Annotated in this window: 14 protein-coding genes and 1 tRNA gene; 11 read left to right on the top strand and 4 right to left on the bottom strand. The window is 67.7% G+C overall.

Going from position 1 to position 17,340, the window contains the following annotated elements:
- Window positions 1-23: 23 nt before the first annotated feature.
- Window positions 24-1,694, top strand: coding sequence for a sensor histidine kinase (locus MLE42_RS01695; protein WP_243286144.1), 1,671 nt, complete (start codon window positions 24-26; stop codon window positions 1,692-1,694).
- The gene (locus MLE42_RS01700) at window positions 1,691-3,511 is read left to right on the top strand and encodes a response regulator (protein WP_243286145.1); all 1,821 of its coding nucleotides are present in this window, start codon (window positions 1,691-1,693) and stop codon (window positions 3,509-3,511) included. The genes MLE42_RS01695 and MLE42_RS01700 overlap by 4 nt, the downstream gene beginning before the upstream one ends.
- Here the strand turns inward: MLE42_RS01700 and MLE42_RS01705 are convergent.
- Complete coding sequence (locus MLE42_RS01705) at window positions 3,492-4,202, bottom strand: CoA transferase subunit A (RefSeq protein ID WP_243286146.1); 711 nt, start codon at window positions 4,200-4,202, stop codon at window positions 3,492-3,494. The genes MLE42_RS01700 and MLE42_RS01705 overlap by 20 nt on opposite strands.
- Before the next feature lie 81 nt (window positions 4,203-4,283).
- On the opposite strand from MLE42_RS01705, the gene MLE42_RS01710 reads away from it, so the two are divergent.
- The 8 genes from MLE42_RS01710 (at window position 4,284) to MLE42_RS01745 (ending at window position 12,231) form a co-directional block, all read left to right on the top strand.
- Window positions 4,284-4,835, top strand: a complete 552-nt coding sequence (locus MLE42_RS01710) for a D-glycero-alpha-D-manno-heptose-1,7-bisphosphate 7-phosphatase (RefSeq protein ID WP_243286147.1) — start codon at window positions 4,284-4,286, stop codon at window positions 4,833-4,835.
- The gene (sfsA, locus tag MLE42_RS01715; protein WP_243286425.1) at window positions 4,832-5,572 is read left to right on the top strand and encodes a DNA/RNA nuclease SfsA; all 741 of its coding nucleotides are present in this window, start codon (window positions 4,832-4,834) and stop codon (window positions 5,570-5,572) included. The genes MLE42_RS01710 and sfsA overlap by 4 nt, the downstream gene beginning before the upstream one ends.
- A 39-nt stretch (window positions 5,573-5,611) precedes the next feature.
- Window positions 5,612-6,715 carry a glycine cleavage system aminomethyltransferase GcvT gene (gene gcvT, locus MLE42_RS01720; protein WP_420843061.1) on the top strand — a complete coding sequence of 368 codons (1,104 nt, stop codon included), beginning with the start codon at window positions 5,612-5,614 and terminating at the stop codon, window positions 6,713-6,715.
- A 54-nt stretch (window positions 6,716-6,769) separates the two neighbouring features.
- Window positions 6,770-7,156: a glycine cleavage system protein GcvH gene (gene gcvH, locus MLE42_RS01725; RefSeq protein WP_243286149.1), complete on the top strand. Its 387-nt coding sequence runs from the start codon at window positions 6,770-6,772 to the stop codon at window positions 7,154-7,156.
- A 4-nt stretch (window positions 7,157-7,160) separates the two neighbouring features.
- Window positions 7,161-9,146, top strand: a complete 1,986-nt coding sequence (locus tag MLE42_RS01730) for a LysM peptidoglycan-binding domain-containing protein (RefSeq protein ID WP_243286150.1) — start codon at window positions 7,161-7,163, stop codon at window positions 9,144-9,146.
- A gap of 50 nt (window positions 9,147-9,196) precedes the next feature.
- Window positions 9,197-9,272 (top strand) — tRNA-Ala (locus MLE42_RS01735).
- A gap of 115 nt (window positions 9,273-9,387) precedes the next feature.
- Complete coding sequence (locus MLE42_RS01740; protein ID WP_243286151.1) at window positions 9,388-11,373, top strand: ABC-F family ATP-binding cassette domain-containing protein; 1,986 nt, start codon at window positions 9,388-9,390, stop codon at window positions 11,371-11,373.
- Window positions 11,374-11,421: 48 nt separating this feature from the next.
- Window positions 11,422-12,231 carry an SDR family oxidoreductase gene (locus tag MLE42_RS01745; protein ID WP_243286152.1) on the top strand — a complete coding sequence of 270 codons (810 nt, stop codon included), beginning with the start codon at window positions 11,422-11,424 and terminating at the stop codon, window positions 12,229-12,231.
- A gap of 36 nt (window positions 12,232-12,267) precedes the next feature.
- On the opposite strand, the gene MLE42_RS01750 is transcribed toward MLE42_RS01745, so the two are convergent.
- The 3 genes from MLE42_RS01750 to MLE42_RS01760 form a co-directional block, all read right to left on the bottom strand.
- Window positions 12,268-13,536: a chloride channel protein gene (locus tag MLE42_RS01750; protein WP_243286153.1), complete on the bottom strand. Its 1,269-nt coding sequence runs from the start codon at window positions 13,534-13,536 to the stop codon at window positions 12,268-12,270.
- Window positions 13,537-13,590: 54 nt separating this feature from the next.
- Window positions 13,591-14,991 (bottom strand): aldehyde dehydrogenase family protein, encoded by a 1,401-nt coding sequence (locus MLE42_RS01755; RefSeq protein WP_243286154.1) that lies wholly within the window; start codon window positions 14,989-14,991, stop codon window positions 13,591-13,593.
- Window positions 14,992-15,065: 74 nt separating this feature from the next.
- A complete protein-coding gene (locus MLE42_RS01760; RefSeq protein WP_243286155.1) occupies window positions 15,066-16,436 on the bottom strand; it encodes a tryptophanase in 1,371 nt (456 codons plus the stop codon).
- Between the two features lie 108 nt (window positions 16,437-16,544).
- On the opposite strand from MLE42_RS01760, the gene MLE42_RS01765 reads away from it, so the two are divergent.
- Entirely contained in the window at window positions 16,545-17,339 is a 795-nt protein-coding gene (locus MLE42_RS01765) for a type III pantothenate kinase (protein ID WP_243286156.1), read from the top strand.
- Window position 17,340 lies beyond the last annotated feature (1 nt).

Consider the following 17,340-nt stretch of genomic DNA (forward strand, 5'->3'; position numbering starts at 1 on the left):
AGCCGCTTCCCCGGGCCCCCTGCATGTACCGCCTGTCCATCAAGACCAAGCTGAGCGCTGTCATCAGCATCCTGGTCCTCTCGTTCATCGCCTTCAACCTGCTCTACTACCCGCGGTGGGTGGAACAGCAGATCCGCACCCAGGCTGAATTGAGCGCCCGCCAGGTTGCCGAGACGGCCAGCTATGCCCTCGGCCCGGCGGTGAGCAAGGGGAACACCCGGGACATCGCCAAGGTGCTTCAGGGCGTCCAGAACATCCCCTCCTTCCGGTTCAGCGCCGTCTACGGCTCGGACGGCGAAGCCCTGGACAGCACGCCGACCACGCCCGAGTGGGCCACGGGCCAGGTGCTGCGGGATGGCATCTCCCACACGTACACCCGCCGGGAAAGCAACATGCTGGTGGCCGTGGCGCCGGTCTTCTACGAGGAGCCACGGGCGGACCAGGTGGGCACCCTCGTGCTCGGCTTCACCACCGAGGGGACCCAGCGGGCCGTCCGGGAGAACATCCGCGCGAGCCTGGCTGTGGGCCTGGTGACGCTGGTGCTGGGCATCGGGGCGGCGATCTTCCTTTCGAACCGCTACCTCCGGCCGGTGATCCAGCTGACCGAGGCCGCCCAGAAAGTGGCCCAGGGCCACCTGGAGACGGTCTCCGTCAAGGTCTCCACGCGGGACGAGATCCAGGATCTGAGCCAGTCCTTCGAGGTGATGACCGACAAGCTTCGCGTCTCCCGGGACGAGATCGAGCGCCAGAACCGCCTGTTGGAGTACCGCGTCCAGGAACGCACGCGCCAGCTCATGGAAACCATCTGGGAACTGGAGGAGATCCGCGCCAACCTCGAGCAGCTCGTCCAGGAGCGCACCCGCGGGCTGGAGCAGAGCCGGATGGAGCTCAAGGCCTGGGCCAGCACCCTGGAGGAGAAGGTCCAGGAGAAGACCCGGGAGCTGCGGGACCTCAACGACAGCCTGCTCACCAGCTACCAGAAGCTGAAGGAGGTGGACCGGCTGAAGGACGAATTCCTGGCGAACGTGAGCCACGAACTGCGGACTCCCCTCAACTCCATCATCGGGTTCTCGGGCATGCTCATGCAGGACCCCGGCGGGCGGCTGGGGGAGGAGGTGAAAGAGGATCTTCAGATCATCTATCAGAACGGGCGGTCCCTTCTGGGTCTGATCGACTCGATTCTCGACCTCTCCAAGATCGAAGCGGGCAAGATGGCCCTGGACCTCGAGGAGGTGGACCCCGTGGCATTGCTGGACGAAGTGAAAGCCATGGCGGCGGGTCTGGTCCAGGGCCGCCCCATCACCCTGGAGTACCAGCGTCCCGACGGCCTGTTCCGCGTCATGGGGGACCGGGATCGGCTCCGGCAGGTCTTCACGAACCTCGTGGGCAATGCGGTCAAGTTCACGGAAAGCGGGTCCGTGCGGATCGCGGCCGAGGCCGTCGGAGACCGCTTTCTCGTCCGCATCGAGGACACGGGCATCGGCATGACGGAAGAGGACCTGGGCCGCCTGTTCAAGCCGTTCCAGCAGGTGGATGGGAGCATCTCGCGGCGCTTCGGCGGGACGGGCCTTGGCCTGGCCATCAGCCAGCGGTTCATGGGCCTCATGAACGGGCGCATCCGGGCCTCCAGCCGCAAGGGTGAGGGCAGCGTCTTCGAGGTGGAGATGCCGCTGGTCACCGGGGTGGCGGCATGAGCAGTAACCTCCGGAAGATCCTCTGCATCGAGGACAACGCCATGAACTGGCGGCTGGTCCACCGCCTGCTCTCCCAGGCGGGGTTCGAACCGCACTGGGCGGACGACGGCCTGAAGGGGTACGAGATGGCCGTGCAGCTCAAGCCGGCCCTGATCCTGCTGGACATCAACCTGCCCGGCCTTTCGGGGTTCGAGGTGGCCACCAAGCTGCGCCAGAATCCGTCCATGGATGGCGTCCTGATCGTCGCCCTCACCGCCAAGACCATGCGCAGCGACCGGGAGACCGCGCTGGTGACAGGCTGCGACGGGTTCATCTCCAAGCCCATCGACCCGTTCCTGTTCGTGGGGCAGGTCGAGGCGTACCTCGGCGGACAGCGGGACCGCCTCGAGCAGGGGCGGGAAGGTGCGGCCCTCCGGCAGTTCACCCACCAGGTGGTCGAGCATCTGGAGGCGCAGCTCCGCGAGGCACAGGAGGGCAACCGGAAGCTCCTGGAAGTCCAGGCGGTGCTGGAGCAGCGCAGCCACAACCTCTCCAGGCTGCTGGCCCTCAGCAGGGACACCATTCCCCTCAGGGATGTGGACGAGATCTGCTCGCGGATCCTGGGGCAGATGCGGGAAGAGCTGGGCCTCGATCGCCTGACCACCTACCATCTGCACTCGAGCGGGGCTTATTTCCAGGGCTGGACCTGGAGTTCCGGCGGGATGGAGGAGACGCCCGTGCTGCCGAGGGAGCAACCCCTGGTCACCGGGGTGGAGGCGCTCCCGGCCGGTCTGGTCCTCATCAACACGGAGCTTCGCCAGACAGCGGCCTGGGAGCAGGGGATCGACCTGGGACTGTGGGATCCGAGAGCCCAGGCGATGCTCTTGCCCCTGCGCAGCCGATCCGGTGAGGACCGCCTCTGGGGGTTCCTCGCGGCGGATCGCTCCGGCGCGGCCTTCCAGGCCTTCGAGATGGAGCTGGCCGCCCTCTATGCCGGCAGCCTCCAGGTCACGGTGGAGAACGCCGAGCTCATTGGGCACCTGGACGAGACCAGCCGGGCCCTCAGCACCAGCTACGAAGGCCTCGAATCCACCTATGTGGCGCTCAAGAACGCCCAGCGGGCCCTGGTGGCCCAGGACCGGAAGACCGCCCTCGGCGCCCTCTTCCTCCAGATGGCCCAGCGCCTCCAGACGCCGGTGCGGACCCTGAAGGAGGAGAGCCACATCCTGTCGGTCCACATGGAACGGGCCGATATCCCGCCCCCCGAGGAGCGCGAGGCCTGCCAGCGTTCCATGGAATCGATCCGCCGAGCCATCGCCCAGGTGGACGACCTGGTCCGGGTCCTGCTCCGCCGGACGGGTCAGGTCGAAGCCAGCGCCCCGGAGTGGATCCACCTGCACGACTTGATCCACCAGGAACTGGAGATCCTGCACGTGGACGGGACGCTCCCCCCGGAGTTCCCGTTGGAACTCAACCTGCAAGCCCCCAGGGATCTGATCTTCGGGGTCTCCACCGATTTCTCGGACCTGCTGGGACACCTCGTGGCCCATGCGCTGGGGGGTGCCACGAACCGGATCCAGTTGCGCTCCTGGGGAGGGAAGCGGCACTTCCGCCTGGAGCTGGAGGATGATGGCGGCCCCATCGCTCCGGAGCTCCTGGAGCGGGCGTTCGAACCTTTGTCCGGGCTGCGGCCCGAGGCTCCGGCCCCGGAGCCCGGGCGGCGCCCCGGGACTGGATTGCCGTCCTGCGCCCAGCTCATGACCGCCTACGGGGGCACCGTCGAGCTCATGGCCGCCCCTCACGGAACCATTGTCCGGCTCAGCCTCCGGATGGATTGACGCGCGTCACCACCTTCTCGATCCGCTTCTCGTAGGCCGTTCCCAGCACGAGCCGGTGGACGAAGATGCCGGGGGTGTGGATGGCATCGGGATCCAGCTCGCCCACCTCGACGATCTCCTCCACTTCCGCGATGCAGACCTTGCCGCAGGTGGCTGCCATGGGGTTGAAGTTGCGGGCGGTCTTGCGGTAGACGAGGTTGCCCAGCCGGTCCGCCTTCCACGCCTTCACCAGGGCGAAATCGGCGAAGATGCCTTGCTCCAGCACGCAATCGCGCCCATGGAACCGCCGGGTTTCCTTCCCCTCCGCCACCTTCGTGCCGGCGCCCGTGGGCGTGAAGAAGGCCGGAATGCCGGCGCCGCCGGCCCGCATGCGCTCCGCCAGGGTGCCCTGGGGCACCAGCTCCACCTCCAGCTCGCCACTGAGGAACTGGCGCGCGAATTCGGCGTTCTCGCCCACATAGCTGCTGACCATCTTGTGGATCTGGTGGTTCCGGAGGAGGATGCCCAGGCCGAAATCATCCACGCCGGCGTTGTTGGAATAGCAGGTCAGGCCCTTGACGCCGGTCTGGGCCAGGGCCGCGATGAGGTGTTCGGGAATGCCGCAGAGGCCGAAACCGCCCACGGCGAGGTGGGCTCCGTCGGGGATGTCCTTCACGGCTTCCAGGGCGGTGCTGATGCGCTTGTCGATCATGGGGGGAACCTCGGAACGGCCCAACAGTGTGCCATCTCTGGCATCCTGCTCCAGTCCCTGTTTGAACCGGGAGGAGGCCCCGTGAAGCCGGCAGTGTTCCTGGATCGTGATGGCACCCTCAACGAGGAGGTGGATTACCTCAGCGATCCGGACCGCCTGGCGATGATCCCCGGCTCTGCGGCGGCCGTGGCCCGCCTCAATGCCAGGGGCATCCCGGTGGTGGTGGTCACGAATCAGAGTGGGATCGGGCGGGGGAAGTACGGATGGCAGGATTTCGCCGCCGTCATGAGCCGCATGGGGACGCTGCTGGCCCTGGAGAACGCCTGGATCGACGCCGTGTACGCCGCCCCCCACCACGAGAAGGGGCAGGGGGAGTATGCCGTGGCGGACCACCCGGACCGCAAGCCGAACCCGGGCATGCTGCTGAAAGCGGCTGAAGAACATGGCCTCGACCTGGCCGGATCCTGGATGGTGGGAGACAAGGCCATCGACCTGGAGGCCGGCCGCCGGTCGGGGTGCCGGGTGGCCCTGGTCCGCACGGGGTATGGCGCCGAGGTTGACGGGTCCACGGCGGACCTGGTGGCCGCGGATCTGTCGGAGGCCGTGGATCGCATCCTGGCCCAGTGGCCATGATCCTGATCGAGAAGACCGGGCTGGTGCCGGGCACGCTGATCAAGCGTTACAAGCGGTTCCTGGCGGACGTGAGGCTGGCGGATGGCTCCATCGTCACCGCTCACACTACCAACACGGGTTCGATGAAGACGTGTTGGGAGGCCGGGGATCGGGTGCTGCTGGAACCCTCCGCGAACCCCAAACGCAAGCTGAAGTTCACCTGGCTGGCGGTGGAGCGGGCCGGTGGCTGGGTGGGCGTGGAAACCGGCATGCCGAACCGAGTGGTGGCCGAAGCCGCCCGGCGGGATGCGCTGCCCGGGCTGCCTGGCCTGCTCGGCGTGCGCACGGAGGTGAAATACGGGGTTGAGAACAGCCGCATCGATGTCCTGGCTGAAGACCGAGAGGGCCGCCAGGTCTTCATCGAGGTGAAGAACGCCACCTTGAAGGACGGGCCCTGGGCCCTGTTTCCCGATGCCGTGACCGAACGTGGAACCAAGCATCTGCGCGAACTCCAGGCCATGGTGCGCGAGGGCCATCGGGCGGCCATCGCCCTGTTCGTGCATCGCACGGACGTGGACCGGTTCGATGCGGCCCGCGAGATCGATCCGGTCTATGCGGCGGAGCTCGATCGCGCGGCGGATACCGGTGTGGCAGTCCTGCCGCTGGCTGTGCGCCTCGTCACAAGGCAGGCGGAGAGCGGTCTGTGGAGGCTGGGATGGGAATTACCGGGCCTTCTGCCCTGGGTTCCCCGGCGATAGACTGGGGCTTCCCAACCGGAGTAGCCCATGTCCACTTCTGTGTCCGAGCTGATGAAGACGCCTCTGAACGCCGCCCACCGCGCCCTGAACGCCAAGATGGTGGACTTCGGCGGATGGGACATGCCCGTGCAGTACCCCACGGGGATCATCGCGGAACATGAGGCGGTCAGGACCAAGGCGGGTCTCTTCGACGTGAGCCACATGGGGGAGTTCCGCGTGAAGGGCCCCGGAGCCCTGGCCCTGGTGGAGCACCTCACCCCGAACGCCGTCTCCAAGCTGGCCCTGGGCCAGGTGCACTACACCGCCTTCCTCTACGAGAACGGCACCTTCGTGGATGACCTGCTGGTCTACCGCGAGGGCGAGCAGGAATTCCTCCTGGTGGTGAACGCCGGCAACATCGACAAGGACTTCGCCTGGGTTCAGAAGCACGCCGCGGCATTCGACTGCACGGTGGTGAACGAGAGCCCGGCCACGGGCCAGATCGCCCTCCAGGGCCCGCTGGCGGTGGGCATGCTCCAGCCCCTCACGAAGACCCCGCTCGATCCCATCGGATACTACTTCTTCACGCACGGCGAGGTGGCGGGGATCAAGTGCCTCATCAGCCGCACAGGCTATACCGGCGAGGACGGCTTCGAGCTCTACTGCGCCGCCGCCGACACCGAGAAGCTCTGGAACGCCGTCCTGGCCGCCGGCAAGCCGGCCGGCCTGGTCCCTGCGGGCCTGGGCTGCCGCAACACCCTGCGCCTGGAATGCAAGATGGCGCTCTACGGCCACGAGATCGACGACAGCATCCACGCCCTGGAGGCGGGCCTCGGCTGGATCGTGAAGCTGGACAAGGGCGGTTTCATCGGCCGGGATGCCCTGCTGGCCGCGAAGGCCGCTCCCGCGCCCCGGAAACTGGTGGGCTTCAAGACCCTCGAGAAGCGGGACATCGCCCGCGACCACATGCCCGTGGTGCAGGCCGGCAAGCAGATCGGCTTCGTCACCAGCGCCGCGCCCTCGCCCACCTGCGGCTTCAACCTGGGCCTCGCCTACGTCCCCACCGAGCTGGCCAAGGTCGGCGGGCGGATCCAGATCGAGATCCGCGGCCGGGCCGTGGATGCGGAGATCATCCCCACGCCGTTCTACAAGCGGCAGAAGTAGCTCTCAGCTATCAGCCGTCAGCTATCAGTTTTCATAGACCAACCTGGAGGATTCATGTTCCCTGCCGATCTGAAGTACACCAAGGACCACGAGTGGGTGAAGCCCGCGGGCGACGGCACTGCGCTGGTGGGCATCACGCACTACGCGCAGGACGCTTTGGGCGATGTGGTGTTCGTGGACCTGCCGGAGGCCGGCGCCTCCTTCGGAGCTGGCGAGGAGTTCGGCACGGTGGAGTCCGTGAAGACGGTGTCCGAGCTGAACATGCCCTCCGCCGGCGAAGTCCTCGAAGTGAACGCGGCCCTTGCCGACCATCCGGAAGCCGTGAATGAGGACCCCTACGGCAAGGGCTGGATGGTCAAGATCAAGCTGTCCGGCGCCCTGTCCGGCGAGCTGCTGGACGCCGCCGCCTACGAAGCCCTGGTGAGCGCGGAAAGCCACTAGGCTCATGCCGTTTCCGCTTCTGACAGCCCTGCTCTGGGGGACGGTGCCGGTCCCGGGACCGTTGCCGTCCGCCCAGCCCCTGGGAGTGCCCCAGGCGGTGGTCGCCCCCGCCCGGGCGCCCGAATCCGATGCGACGCGAATCGCGCGGTTGCGCGCCCTGGTCGAGGCCGCCGAGAAGGCTCTGGAGGCGGACGATGAGGACACGGCCGGAACCCGCTCGGATGAGGCCGATGTCCTCACGGCCGATTGGCCTCCCGAGCTGCTCCGCAGGCCGGAGGTGCAGGAGCTGATCCAGCGCCTGAAGGAAGTGCAGGACCAGTTGGCCGCCGAAGAGCCCGAGGCCCCGGGAGAGGCGGAACCCGGGCTCAAGGCCGCTGAGGAGGTGATCTCCATCAGCGGTGAGGAGCTCAAGAGCGAGCTGGAGAAGGTGCGTGCGGCCGAGCAGGGGGCGACCTACGACTTCCCCATCGACCTGAATGACAAGGTGCTCACCTGGGTGAGCGTCTTCACCACCACCAAGCGCGGCTTCATGGAGAACGCCCTGGGCCGTGCATCGGTGTACATGCCCATGATCCGGCAGATCTTCGCCGAGGAGGGTGTCCCCTCGGACCTGGCCTACCTCGCGGTCATCGAATCGGGCTTCCGCAACGAGGCCAAGAGTCGGGCCAAGGCCGTGGGCATGTGGCAGTTCATCCGCTCCACCGGGCGGATCTACGGACTGACCGCCAATGCCTGGGTCGAAGAACGGCGCGATCCGGTCAAGTCCGCACGGGCCGCGGCCCGCTACCTGAAGCGCCTCTACGAGATCTCCGGGGACTGGTACCTGGCGGCCTCCGGCTACAACGCGGGCCCTCTGACGCTGGAGCGCGCCATCCAGAATGTGGGCACGCGCAACTTCTGGGATCTGGCCCGCTCCCGCTGGCTGCGCACCGAGACCAAGAACTACGTGCCGGAGCTCTGCGCGGCGATCCTGGTGGGACGCAATCCGGTCCGGTACGGCCTGGCCATCGCCCCTCTCGCGCCCTACGTCTACGAGACCGTCACGGTCCCCACCCAGACCAGCCTCGCGGTGCTGGCCCGGTGCGCAGGGACGGACGCGTCGACGCTGAAGGCCCTGAATCCCGAACTTCTGCGGGGCTCCACGCCCCCGGGCAGCTACACCCTCCGCGTGCCTCCCGGCAAGGCTCTGGAGTGTATGCGGCAGCTCGCCCGCATGCCGGCCGGCCGGCGGCTGAACTTCCAGCACTACACGGTCCGGCGGGGCGACACCCTCGTGAAGGTCGCGAAACGGTTCAAGCTGACGCCCGATGACCTGCTCGATGCCAATGACATCACCGCCCGGCAGTTCAAGCCTGGAAAGCGCCTGCTGATTCCTCCCGCGCCCAGCTTGCTTCTGGACGCGCGGGATCTCGCGCCCAGGATCGAGCGCGTGAAGCTGCTGGGCGACCGGCCCCTGGATCCTCTCCCGGCCGTTCCCGTGGTGTCCGCTCCTCCTGCGGAAGGCGCCCCGGCCCCGGCGGTCGAAGCGGGCAGCGGCGCCGCCCCGGCGGTCGCTCAAGTTCCCGCCCAGTCTGAGGCTCCTGCTCCGGCATCCGCGGGCGCGCCTAGTTCTGCGGCCAACGCCGATCGGACCGACGCCACCTCCTCTGAACCCGCATCCACCGGCGCCACCTACCGGGCCAAACCCGGAGACACCCTCGCCAAGATCGCCCGGGCCCGGAAGATCCCACTGGGCGAGCTCATGCGGCTCAACCCGGAGGCTGTGAAGGCTCTGCACCCCGGAGATAGCGTGCTGCTGCCTGGTTCCAAGGGGCCCGGCGCCTCTGCAAGGACGGAGGCCGCGCCCCGCATCCACGTCGTCCGTCGCGGCGAGACCCTCGCCGCCATCGGCCGGAAGTACGGTCTGGATCCCATGGATCTCAAGGCCTGGAACCGGATGAAGGGTGACCGCGTCAAGACGGGCCAGAAGCTCCGCCTGACACCCCGATGATCTGTGCTTGCGGAAGCCGCAAAGGAGTGTGATACTGGGTCTTCCCCATTGGGGCCATAGCTCAGCTGGGAGAGCGCTTGCATGGCATGCAAGAGGTCGTCGGTTCGATCCCGATTGGCTCCACCAAACAGAAGGCCACCGCAAGGTGGCCTTCTTGCTGTCAGCCTTCAGCTATCAGCTGTCAGCCACCCTCGCACCGATAGCTGATAGCTGATAGCTGATAGCCGAAAGCTGAAACCCCATGCTCGCTTCCCTCAACCATGTCGATCTCCGCTTCGGCCCCCAGGAGGTGCTGAAGGACGTCACCTGGGCCATCCAGGAGGGCGAGTGCTGGGGCGTCATCGGCCGCAACGGCGCGGGCAAGAGCACCGTCTTCAAGCTCCTGCTGGGCCAGCTGGAAGCCGACAGCGGCACGGTGGTGAAGCCCACGAAGGAGCGCGGCATCCGCATGGGCCACTACGCCCAGGACCTGGTGCCCGAGACAAAGGGCAGCGTGCTGGAGGAGGCGCTGGCGGCCTTTGGCGACGTGGAGAAGCTTCAGCACGAGATGCGCGAGCTGGAGCATCGCATGGGTGAGACGGGCTCCGACCTCGATGAGGTGATGGCCCGCTACCAGAAGGTGACGGAAGCCTTCGAGCATCTCGACGGCTTCACGATCCGCGCCCGCGCCGAGAGCATCCTCCAGGCGCTGGGATTCAGCGCCGCCGACTTCGAGCGCCCGGTGGAGACGCTGTCCGGCGGCCAGAAGAGCCGCGTGATGCTCGCCAAGGCCATCCTCCAAGGCCAGGACCTGCTGCTGCTGGACGAGCCCACCAACCACCTGGACCTGCCCAGCCTGCGCTGGCTCGAGTCGTTCATCCAGGACACGGACGCCACCGTGGCGGTCATCAGCCACGACCGCTACTTCCTGGACAAGATCGCCACCGAGATCCTGGAGCTGGAGCTGGGCCGCTCCCGGGCCTACGACGGCAACTACTCCGAGTTCATGGAGAAGAAGGAGCAGGAGCTGGAGCTGCTGGAGCGCCACTACGAGCAGCAGCAGGCCTACATCAAGAACCAGGAAGAGTACATCCGCCGCAACATCGCGGGCCAGAACACCAAGCAGGCCCGGGGTCGCCGGACCCATCTCGCCAAGCTGGACCGCATCCAGAAACCCCTGCGGGACCGCCGCAAGGTGAAGTTCAGCTTCCCCGAGACCCAGCGCAGCGGCGATGTGGCCCTGGTGCTGGAGAATGCCAGCGTGGGTTGGGGCGGGAAGGCCCTCTACGCGCCGCTGGAACAGCTCCAGATCAAGCGTGGCCAGAAGATGGGCATCGTGGGCCTCAATGGCACCGGCAAGTCCACGCTGCTGAAGGCCATCTCCGAGGAGATCCCCTTCATCACGGGCCGGGCCCGCCTGGGCAGCCAGGTGAAGCTGGGCTACTTCGACCAGCACCACAAGAACCTGGACCCGCGCAACACCGTGTTCCAGCAGATCCACGCCGTGAACCCCCAGGCCCTGAAGCAGGACGTGCTCGGCTTCCTGGCCAAGTTCCAGTTCCGCGGCGACGACGTGGACAAGCCTGTGACGGCCCTCTCCGGCGGCGAGCGCGCCCGGCTCAGCATCGCCACCCTCATCCGCCACGGCGTGAACCTGCTGCTGCTGGACGAGCCCACCAACCACATGGACATCCCCAGCATGGAAGCCATGGAGGACACCATCCTCAGCTTCACCGGCGCGGCCATCGTGGTCACCCACGACCGCTACCTGCTGGGCCGTGTGGCCGATTCGCTGCTGCGCATCCACGAGGGCCGGGCCGAATTCCGCGAGGGCGGCTACGAGGACCACCAGGCCTGGGTGGACCTGGACCTGAGCGCCGAGGAGGGGAGCGGAAGTACCGACCCCGAGCCCCCCAAGAAGTCTGCCTCGCCGCAGGCGAAGCCAAGCCCGGCGGCGAAGCCGCAGGGCCCTGCCAAGCCCCAGCTTCCATCTCCCAAACCCATCGACAAAGACAAGCAGCGGGCGATCAAGCGCTTCGAGAAGCACGTGGCCGAGGCCGAGGCCAAGGTGGCGGAGCTGGAAGCGAAGCTGGCGGGCCTCCAGAAGGAGATGGCCGCCATGGACCCCGCCGACTGGCAGGCCTTCAGCGCCAGGCTGGACACCCAGAAGACGCTGGAAGCGGATCTGGCCTATGCCATGAGCGACTGGGAAGCGGCCCAGGGCGCCCTGGAGGAAGCCCAGCGCTAAGAGCCGAGCTCGGAGCCTGCTAGGATCCTGGAAACCCCCGAGGCTTCCATGACTTCCTTCCGAGGCGCCCACGTCCTCATCACCGGTGCGGCCAGCGGCCTGGGCCGGCTCATGGCCCTGGAGGCCGCTGCCCGTGGCGCCCGCGTGAGCCTGCTAGACCGGGACGCGAAGGGCCTGGATGCGCTCTGCGAGGCGATCTTGGCCAAGGGCGGGGAGGCCAGGGGCTTCGCGGTCGACCTCTCCGACCGGGCCGCCGTCCAGGCCACCTGCGCGGAGATCCGGCAGCAGCGCGGCGGCGTCGACATCCTCATCAACAACGCGGGCATCGTGTCCGGGAAGACGCTCCTGGAATGCAGCGACGAAGGCATCGAGCGCACCTTCCAGGTCAACGTTCTGGCGAACTTCTGGACCGTGCGGGCCTTCCTGCCGGACATGCTGGCGGCGAGGAAGGGGCACATCGTCACGGTGGCCTCCGCCGCGGGCCTGGCGGGGACCTCGCGCCTGGTGGACTACTCCGCCTCGAAGTTCGCCGCCGTGGGCTTCGACGAGTCCCTGCGCATGGAGCTGAAGCGGCTGGGCAGTCCTGTGCGCACGACGGTGGTCTGCCCCTTCTTCATCGATACGGGCATGTTCGAAGGCGTGAAGACCCGCTTCGCGTGGCTGCTGCCCATCCTCAAGCCGGACTACGTGGTGCGCCGCATCGTGGGCGCCATTGAAGGGAACCGCTCGCGCCTGATCATGCCCCGCTTCGTGATGACCGTGCCGGTCATCCGCGTGCTCCCGCCCTTCCTCTTCGACGCCGTGCTCGGCTTCTTCGGCGTGAACCGCAGCATGGACGAGTTCGTGGGACGGCATTAGCGGAACGGGCGCCGTGGCTCTGGACGGTGGGCACCTTCAGTCCCATTCCCGGGCCACCAGATAGGCCACGGCGGTGGCCACCAGGGCCGGCACCACCAGGGCGGCCTGGGCCGTGGTCTCCGCCAGGAACACGACCGGAACCAGCATCGTCTCGTTGAAGGCCCCCGCGAAGGCCGTGGCTCCGAGCATCGTGAGCAGCCCCGGATAGCCCGGCAGGAACCAGGCATCGAAGGCGGAGCCGAGACAGGCGCCCATGGCCACGGCCGGCAGCCAGGTGCCCCCGATGCCGCCGGACCCGAGCGTCAGGGCGGTGGCCAGGATCTTCACGGCCAGGAAGATGAGGGCCATGCGCAGGTCGGGCGGGGTCGCCAGGAGGTGGTTCACGAGCTCCACGCCCCCGCCGCGCGCCACGGGGATGCCGGGCAGCAGGAGGTGTCCCGGCAGCATGAGCACCACCAGTCCCACACCGCCCGCCAGGCCGCGCAGGGGAAGGGGGATCCAGGCGAGCCGCCTGCGGAAGGTGGCCTGGGCCGCGCTGAAGAAGCTGGAGCCCAGGCCGCAGGCCAGACCGAGCGGAAGGGCCATCCAGATCTCGCGCCAGGCCAGGGTGTAGGGCCGGGTGAGGGTGAGCAGGGGCTGGTGCCCCATCATCGCGGCGAAGACCAGGTAGCCGGAGGCGGCGGCCACCAGGGTGGGCACCAGGTTGAGTGAGCGCAGGGTGCCGTCGTGCTCGGCCGCGAACAGGGCCGCGCTCAGCGGCGCACGGAAGACCGAGGCCAGGGCTCCCGCCGCGCCACAGGCCACCATGGTGTGCGCGTCCATCAGGAGTCTGCGGAAGAACTGGAGCCGGCGGGAGAGGGACCGGACCAGCCGGTGGCACTGGAGTCCGACGGCGGCGCCGAACCACTTTCCAGGTCCCTCCAGGCCCGCGCTTCCCCCGAGGAAGATGGTGGCGAAGCAGGCCAGCACCTTGATGAACGACTCCCGGAAAGGGAAGGCCCGGTAGGGGTCCTTATGGGAGATCTCGATGTCCTCGGCCAGGGTCACGTCGCCGACGCCGCCCAGGGCCAGGATCGTGGTGGCGAGGGGCAGGCCGATCAAGGGAAGGAGGAGGACGAGGTGGTTCCGGGTCATGCTCTCCCGGAACCACTCGAAGAGGGCGAGGTAGGCGGCCACGGCCAGGCCCATCATCCACCCGGTGAAGGCGCCCAGGGGGAGCATGAGGAAGATGATGCGGCGGCCGTGCGCCAGGACCCTGAGGTTCCTGCGCTTGGCCCGCGACTGGAGGAGGTGGCTGAGTTGCATGGAATGTCTCTAAGGGCCCTCGGGCCTCACGGAAAGAATGGTGCCCGAGTCAGTTCAGAAGTGCTTTAGCGTCAAGTCGATCATACGCCGCACGAAACCGGTGTAGGGCGGGTACATGAGCTGGACGGCCGAGAAGCGCGTGGGCTGGCGCAGGATGCCCCGGGCATTGGAGAAGGCCTCGAAGCCGTGGCGGCCGTGGGCCTTGCCGAAGCCCGAGGTGTTCACGCCACCCGTGGGCAGGCCGGTGTGGGCGAAGTGCAGCACCGTGTCGTTGATGCAACCGCCCCCGGCCGTGGTGCGGGCCAGGAGGGCCCCGGCGGATCGGCCGCTGCCGCTGAACACGTAGAGGGCCAGGGGCTTGGGCCGGGCGTTCACGAAGGCCACGGCCTCGTCCATGTCCTCCACCCGCAGCACGGGCAGCAGGGGGCCGAAGATCTCCTCCTGCATGATGGGCGCGGTGGGGGCGACGTCGGTGAGCACTGTCGGACCGATGTAGCGCGTGGCGGCGTCCGTCTCGCCGCCGAAGGCGACCTGGGCTGCGGACCCGCTCAGAAGGGCCTGGATCCTCGTGAAATGCCGGTCGTTGATGATCCGGGCCAGGTCCGGGCTGGCCCTGCGGGCTTCAGGCGAGGCGCCGTAGAAGGCCTCGAAGGCGCCCTTCAGCTCATTCACGAAGGCGTCATGCACGCGGGTGTGGACCAGCACGTAGTCCGGCGCCACACAGGTCTGGCCCGCATTGAGCCCCTTGCCCCAGGCGACCTTGCGAGCGGCTTCGCGCAGGTTGGCGTCCGCGTCCACCAGCACGGGGGACTTGCCGCCCAGCTCCAGCGTCACGGAGGCCAAGTGCTCGGCGGCGGCCTTCATGACCGATCTCCCCACGGCAGGACTACCCGTGAAGAAGATGTGGTCGAAGGGCAGGGCCAGCAGGGCCTGGGCTGCGTCGGCCTCGCCCTCCACCAGGGCCACTTCCTCCTCCGGGAAGAGACCGGTCAGCAGCTTCCGGAGGAAGGCATTGGTGCGGGGGGTGAATTCCGAGGGCTTGAGCACGGCGCAGTTGCCCGCGGCGAGGGCGGATACCAGGGGGCCGAGCGTCAGGTAGATGGGGTAGTTCCAGGGGCTGATGATGAGGATCACGCCCCGGGGCTCATGGATGACGGTGCCTACGCTGCCGAGGAGGCCGATGGGGGTGGGCACCCGGCGTGGCTTCATCCAGCGCGGCAGATGGCGCAGGGCGTCCCGGATCTCAGAGATGACGGGGTAGAGCTCCGTGAGGTCCACCTCCTCCGGCGCCTTCCGAAAGTCCGCCGCCAGGGCCGCCTGGGCCTCAGCCCGGTGGGCCATGAGGGCATCCAGCAAGGCCCGGAGCTTTGCCCGGCGCTGGTCGGCGGACGTGGCCGCCACCCGCCAGCGGGCAGCTCGCTGGCGGGCGAAGAGGGCTTCCACCTCAGAGGTCACGGGCGCTCCAGAATGGATGAGTTACGCCCATGCTATCGAAGAATCGCCGCGACCGCGCGGGAGACTCCTGGATCCTACGCCCAGGCCATCTCGGCCGTGAAGTGCCGCAGGTACTTGCTCTGCTTGACGATCTTCACGCCGCGGATCTCCTTGGCCTTGGCCTTCACCTCGGCGATGACCTCGGCGGCGAAGTCGAAGTGGCTCTGGGTGTACATGCGGCGGGGGAAGGCCAGGCGCACCAGCTCCATGCTGTGGTAGGTCTCGGTGTCGTCGTCCAGGTGCTTGCCGAACATGACGGAGCCGATCTCCACGCCGCGGATGCCGCCTTCCAGGTAGAGGGCGTTGCAGAGGGCCCAGGCCGGGTACTGCGCCACCGGCATGTCCGGCAGCACGGTCTTGGCGTCGAGGTAGACCGCGTGGCCACCGGTGGGTTTCACGAAGCCCACGCCCGCGGCCTCCAGTTTCTCGCCCAGGTATTCGGCCGTGCGCAGCCGGTAGCGCAGGTAGGACTCCTCCATGCCTTCCTCCAGGCCCACGGCCAGGGCTTCCAGATCGCGACCGGCCAAGCCGCCATAGGTGGGGAAGCCCTCGGTGAGGATCAGCATGTTGCGGACGGGATCCAGCCACTCGTCGCTGCGGAGCATGATGAACCCGCCGATGTTCACCATGCCGTCCTTCTTGGCGCTCATGGTGCAGCCGTCGGCGTAGCTGAACATCTCCTGGCAGATGGCCTTGATGGGGGTGTCCTGGTAGCCGTCTTCGCGCAGCTTGATGAACATGGCGTTCTCGGCGAAGCGGCAGACATCCATGATGAGGGGCTTGCCGTACTTCTTCAGGAGCTGGGCGTAGGCCCGGAGGTTCGCCATGGACACCGGCTGGCCGCCGCCGGTGTTGTTGGTCACCGTGATCATGCCGAAGGGAATGCGGTGGCCGTCCTTCTTCAGCGTCTCCTCCACGCGCTCCAGGTCGATGTTGCCCTTGAAGGGGTGGATGCGGCTCGGCTGGAGGCCCTCGGGGATCACCAGATCCACCGCCTCGACGCCGTTGTACTCGAGGTTGGCCCGGGTGGTGTCGAAGTGGCAGTTGTTGGGCACCAGATCGCCCTTCTTGCACACGGCCGTGAAGAGCACCTTTTCGGCGGCGCGCCCCTGGTGGGTGGGGACGAAGTGGGCCATGCCCGTGATGTCCTGGAGCACGGCCTCGAGCCGGAAGAAGCTGCGGGCCCCGGCGTAGCTCTCGTCGCCCACCATGATGGCGCCCCACTGGGCGGAGCTCATGGCGCCCGTGCCGGAGTCCGTCAGCCAGTCCAGCAGCACGTCTTCGGCCCGCAGCTTGAACACGTTCAGCTTGGCGGCCTCCAGGAGCTCCAGCCGCTCCTGGGGGGTCGTCATGCGGATGGGCTCCACGGACTTGATGCGGAAGGGTTCGATCAGGGTGCGGGGCATGGCGGCTCCAGGCGGAACCACCAGGGTACTGGAGGGGCCGGGAATCGGCATCACAAGGGGGTGGCGGGCGCGCCCCCGTCAGGCGATCCTAAGTGGCTCGGAGCGCGCATGAGTCTTCTGTTGGCCGTCGATGTGGGCAACACCAACGTGGTGTTGGGGATCTACGATCTGTCAAAGGGGCCTGACTCTCCGCTGGTCTGCTCCTGGCGTCTGGCCACGAGCCGCGAGCGCACGGTGGACGAGTACGGCGTGTCCGCCCTGGCCCTCATGCGCCACCAGGGCATCGAGGCCCGCCAGATCAAGCACGTGGCCATCTCCTGCGTGGTGCCGCCCCTGCACCCCATCCTCATGAGCCTGTCCTCGGTTTACTTCGGGGTGGACGCCTTCTACGTGGAGCCGGGGGTGAAGACCGGCGTGAAGGTCCTCATCGACAACCCCGCGGAGCTGGGCGCCGACCGGCTGGTGAACGCAGTGGCGGCCATCGAGGCCTACGGGGCGCCGGTCATCGTCGTGGACTTTGGCACCGCCACCACCTTCGATGTGGTGAACGCCAAGCGGGAATACCTGGGCGGCCTCATCTGCCCCGGCCTGAAGATCAGCGCCGACGCGCTCTTCCAGCGGGCCAGCCGCCTGCCCCGGGTGGAGGTGGCCGAGCCCGACCGGCTGGTGGGCCGAAACACCGTCCAGGCCATGCAGGCCGGCATCTTCTACGGCTACGTGGGCATGGTGGATGGCATCCTGGACCGTCTGCTGGCCGAGTGCCCGGAGGCCAAGGTGGTGTCCACGGGCGGGCTGGCGAAGGTGATCGGGCCCCATACCCAGCACATCCGCCTGGAGGCGCCCGACCTCACCCTGGATGGCCTGCGCATCCTCTGGCTCCGCAACCAGGGCAGCCGGAAGTAGC

Source organism: Geothrix terrae, assembly GCF_022808775.1.
GTDB classification, from domain to species: Bacteria; Acidobacteriota; Holophagae; order Holophagales; family Holophagaceae; genus Geothrix; species Geothrix terrae.

Excerpts from the sequence above, each read along its gene's own strand:
- MLE42_RS01740 (WP_243286151.1), top strand. The coding sequence starts at position 9,388 with ATGCTCGCTTCCCTCAACCATGTCGATCTCCGCTTCGGCCCCCAGGAG.
- MLE42_RS01705 (WP_243286146.1), bottom strand. The coding sequence starts at position 4,202 with ATGATCGACAAGCGCATCAGCACCGCCCTGGAAGCCGTGAAGGACATC.
- MLE42_RS01695 (WP_243286144.1), top strand. The coding sequence starts at position 24 with ATGTACCGCCTGTCCATCAAGACCAAGCTGAGCGCTGTCATCAGCATC.
- MLE42_RS01700 (WP_243286145.1), top strand. The coding sequence starts at position 1,691 with ATGAGCAGTAACCTCCGGAAGATCCTCTGCATCGAGGACAACGCCATG.
- sfsA (WP_243286425.1), top strand. The coding sequence starts at position 4,832 with ATGATCCTGATCGAGAAGACCGGGCTGGTGCCGGGCACGCTGATCAAG.
- MLE42_RS01730 (WP_243286150.1), top strand. The coding sequence starts at position 7,161 with ATGCCGTTTCCGCTTCTGACAGCCCTGCTCTGGGGGACGGTGCCGGTC.
- gcvH (WP_243286149.1), top strand. The coding sequence starts at position 6,770 with ATGTTCCCTGCCGATCTGAAGTACACCAAGGACCACGAGTGGGTGAAG.
- MLE42_RS01760 (WP_243286155.1), bottom strand. The coding sequence starts at position 16,436 with ATGCCCCGCACCCTGATCGAACCCTTCCGCATCAAGTCCGTGGAGCCC.
- MLE42_RS01765 (WP_243286156.1), top strand. The coding sequence starts at position 16,545 with ATGAGTCTTCTGTTGGCCGTCGATGTGGGCAACACCAACGTGGTGTTG.
- MLE42_RS01745 (WP_243286152.1), top strand. The coding sequence starts at position 11,422 with ATGACTTCCTTCCGAGGCGCCCACGTCCTCATCACCGGTGCGGCCAGC.
- MLE42_RS01750 (WP_243286153.1), bottom strand. The coding sequence starts at position 13,536 with ATGCAACTCAGCCACCTCCTCCAGTCGCGGGCCAAGCGCAGGAACCTC.